The organism is Streptomyces murinus (assembly GCF_002154555.1).
GTDB lineage: Bacteria > Actinomycetota > Actinomycetes > Streptomycetales > Streptomycetaceae > Streptomyces > Streptomyces murinus.
Genome location: NZ_MUNF01000304.1, coordinates 1 through 3,398 on the forward strand (window position 1 = coordinate 1; position 3,398 = coordinate 3,398).

At 71.5% G+C, this 3,398-nt stretch carries 3 protein-coding genes; 1 reads left to right on the plus strand and 2 read right to left on the minus strand.

All coding sequences use genetic code 11. The annotated features are described in order from the left end of the window. On the minus strand, positions 1 to 1,418 hold a 1,418-nt coding region (uvrC, locus tag CCN72_RS18970; protein WP_107430126.1), incomplete at its 3' end, for an excinuclease ABC subunit UvrC. A 345-nt stretch (positions 1,419 to 1,763) separates the two neighbouring features. Between uvrC and CCN72_RS18975 the strand changes: the two genes are divergently transcribed. Beyond that, the gene (locus CCN72_RS18975; RefSeq protein WP_086808554.1) at positions 1,764 to 2,714 is read left to right on the plus strand and encodes a hypothetical protein; all 951 of its coding nucleotides are present in this window, start codon (positions 1,764 to 1,766) and stop codon (positions 2,712 to 2,714) included. Between the two features lie 102 nt (positions 2,715 to 2,816). Here CCN72_RS18975 and CCN72_RS18980 read toward each other — a convergent pair whose 3' ends face one another. Next, positions 2,817 to 3,242: a Rieske (2Fe-2S) protein gene (locus CCN72_RS18980; RefSeq protein ID WP_085568453.1), complete on the minus strand. Its 426-nt coding sequence runs from the start codon at positions 3,240 to 3,242 to the stop codon at positions 2,817 to 2,819. Positions 3,243 to 3,398 lie beyond the last annotated feature (156 nt).

Consider the following 3,398-nt stretch of genomic DNA (forward strand, 5'->3'; position numbering starts at 1 on the left):
GGCCAGGACGACGTCCGCTCCTTCTCCGCGAGGTACCGCTTGAAGCGGCGGGTGATCACCTCGTGCATGGAGCGGACGTCGTCCTGGCCGGCGAAGCCCTTGATCTGGAAGCGGCGGTACTCGCCCTTGCGCTGGAGGCCGTCCTCGAAGACGACCATGGAGGCGACCACGTCGTCCCCCTGGAGGTGCGAGATGTCGTAGCACTCGATGCGCAGCGGGGCGCTGTCCAGGTCGAGGGCGTCGGCGATCTCCTCCAGGGCGCGCGAACGGGTCGTGAGGTCGGAGGCGCGCTTGGTCTTGTGCAGGGCGAGCGCCTGCTGGGCGTTGCGCTGCACGGTCTCCATGAGCGCCTTCTTGTCGCCGCGCTGCGGGATGCGCAACGACACGTTCGATCCGCGGCGGCCGGTCAGCCATTCCTGGACCGGCTCGACCGGCTCGGGCAGCGCCGGGACCAGCACCTCCTTGGGCACGGCGTCCCCGGTCTCCTCGCCGTACAGCTGCTGGAGGGCGTGCTCGACCAGGGCGCTGGTGGTGATCTCCTCGACCTTGTCGGTCACCCAGCCGCGCTGGCCGCGCACCCGGCCGCCGCGCACATGGAAGATCTGCACGGCCGCCTCCAGTTCGTCCTCGGCGACGGCGATGAGGTCGGCGTCGGTCGCGTCGGCGAGCACGACCGCGCTCTTCTCCATGGCCTTCTTCAGGGCCCCGATGTCGTCGCGCAGCCGGGCGGCCCGTTCGTACTCCATGTCCTCGGCCGCCTCCATCATCTGCTTCTCCAGGCGGCGGAGGTAGGTGCCGGTGCGGCCGGCCATGAAGTCGCAGAACTCGTCGGCCAGGTCCCGGTGGTCCTCGGGGCTGATCCGGCCGACGCAGGGGGCGGAGCACTTGCCGATGTAGCCGAGCAGACAGGGGCGGCCGGTGCGGGCGGCGTTCTTGAACACGCCCGCCGAGCAGGTGCGCACCGGGAAGACCCGCAGCAGCAGGTCGACGGTGTCCCGGATGGCCCACGCGTGTCCGTACGGCCCGAAGTACCGCACGCCCTTCTTCTTGTGACCGCGCATCACCTGGACGCGCGGGAACTCCTCGTTCATCGTCACCGCGAGATACGGGTAGCTCTTGTCGTCGCGGTACTTGACGTTGAACCGGGGGTCGTACTCCTTGATCCAGGAGTACTCCAGCTGTAGCGCCTCGACCTCGGTGGACACCACGGTCCATTCCACGGACGCGGCGGTGGTCACCATCGTCCGGGTGCGCGGGTGCAGGTTCGCCAGGTCCTGGAAGTAGTTCGCCAGGCGCTGGCGCAGGCTTTTCGCCTTTCCGACGTAGATCACCCGGCGGTGCTCGTCGCGGAACCTGTACACCCCGGGGGTGTCCGGGATCTCACCCGGCCTGGGGCGGTAGCTGGAGGGATCGGCCATGTCTCACACCCTACTGGCGAGCGCCGACACCGCGTCGGGCCTGTGGATAACCCCGGCCACACGACTCCTCCGGCGGGCCCTTCGGGGGTCGTCTGAGGCCCCGCCCGCCGATGCCGACGTGCCGCCGAGGGACACGGTCCGGCCAGTAGTACGGGGCGTACGACCCCAAGGTGTTGTCGGGTTCTGGTCAACACGCTTCAATGCGGGGGAACTCGGGGCCGGCACGCGCAGGAAGGGGCGCGGCGCGCGCAGCCACAGGCGTCCACGACGCCACGGGGGTGGCCCCGCACACCCGCGCAGACGGTCTGACCAGCCGTAGTGAATCCGACAGAAAGGCCCCACGGCATGCGGCATGCCCTAGAGCACGCGGATCTCCCCACCGGGGAACTGGACACGGCCCTGCGGGGCGGCCCTTTCCACGTGGCGCTGCGCGCCGCGATCGCCGCGCGCGGGCTGCCGCTCCAGCGCGTTCAGCACCATCTCTCGCGCCATGGCGTCAAAGTGGGTGTGACCAGCCTGAGTTACTGGCAGCAGGGCGCCCGTCGCCCCCAGCGCCCGGAGTCGCTGCGCGCCGTCCGCGCCCTGGAGGAGATCCTCCAGCTGCCGGACGAGTCCCTGATCCGGCTGCTCGCCGAGTCCGACCCGCACGGGGAGCCCGACACCCCCGCGGGCCGCTCGTACCGCTCGCTGGTCGAGGCCGCGGGCGTGCTGGACCGGCTCCGGGCCGAGCTGGACCGGCCGGCCGACAGCGGGCTGCACACCCTGGGCCACCATGAGTGCGTCCGGATCGGCGCCGGGCGGGAGCTGGTGGCCCGCGAGGCCCATCACATCGTGCGCGCCCACCGCGACGGCGTCGACCGCTTCCTGGTCGTCCACCGGGGCGATCCCGGCTGCGCCCCGCACGAGAGGGGGGTGCGGGCCCTGGAGAACTGCCGCACGGGCCGTGTCCGCCGGGACCAGGACGCCGGGGTGCTGGTGGCCGAGCTGCTCTTCGACACCCGGCTACGGGCCGGGGACACCTTCCTCTTCCGGTACGCCGTCGAGGACGGCGCGGCCGAGGCCGCCCACGAGTATCTGCACCACTTCGACGCGCCCGGCGGTCAGTACGCGCTCCAGGTGCGCTTCGACGCGGCCGCGCTGCCCGTGCGCTGCCGGCGCTTCACCCAGCACTCGCCGGAAGCCCCGCGCAGCGCCCGGCAGGAACTCCCCGTCACCGGGCCGCACCACTGCGCCCATGTGGTCGAGCCGCGTATCCGGCCGGGCATCGTGGGCATCGCCTGGGACTGGCCCCGCTGAACCTGGGACTGACCTCGCTGCAACTGGGGCCGGCCCCGGTGGAACAAGGCCGCGCCGCCCATCGGTCGATCCGACCCTGGGGCTGGGCGGCGCAGGGGTGAATCAGGCGGCCGGTCCGGCGACGATCCTGCCGTTCTGCGTCTTCACCGACAGCTCCGTCAGGGGCTCGGTGGCCGGCGACTGGACCACCTTGCCGGTCACGGCGTCGAACTCGCTGCCGTGGCAGGGGCAGATCAGGGTGGTGCCCTGGAGCTTGTTGATCGGGCAACCCGCGTGCGTGCAGACCGTGCTGTACGCCTTCAGCGTGCCGCTCTTGTCCCGGCTGACCACCACATTGTGGTCCTTGTAGAGCTTGGCGCCGCCCTTGGCGACATCGCTCTCGGCGCCGAGGTCCACCGGTGCGGTCGGGGTGGCGGCCGATCCACTGCCCCCCGGGCCGGAGCACGCGGCCAGGCCGAGCCCGGCGACCGGGACCACGGCGGCCCCTCGAAGGACGGTACGACGGCTCGCGGAAGGACGCGTAGGCATCTCGAACTCCACTGGTCAAGGGGTGTACACGGCGACGATACCGGGGCGGGAATCGGGCCCTGGGGCGGGGTGCGGTGTGCGACCGCGGAGGGACGACAGCGTGCGGGAAGGCGTGTCCCGTACGGCGGGATCGAGCGCGTAAACGCTTGCGCAAGC

Excerpts from the sequence above, each read along its gene's own strand:
- CCN72_RS18975 (WP_086808554.1), top strand. The coding sequence starts at position 1,764 with ATGCGGCATGCCCTAGAGCACGCGGATCTCCCCACCGGGGAACTGGAC.
- CCN72_RS18980 (WP_085568453.1), bottom strand. The coding sequence starts at position 3,242 with ATGCCTACGCGTCCTTCCGCGAGCCGTCGTACCGTCCTTCGAGGGGCC.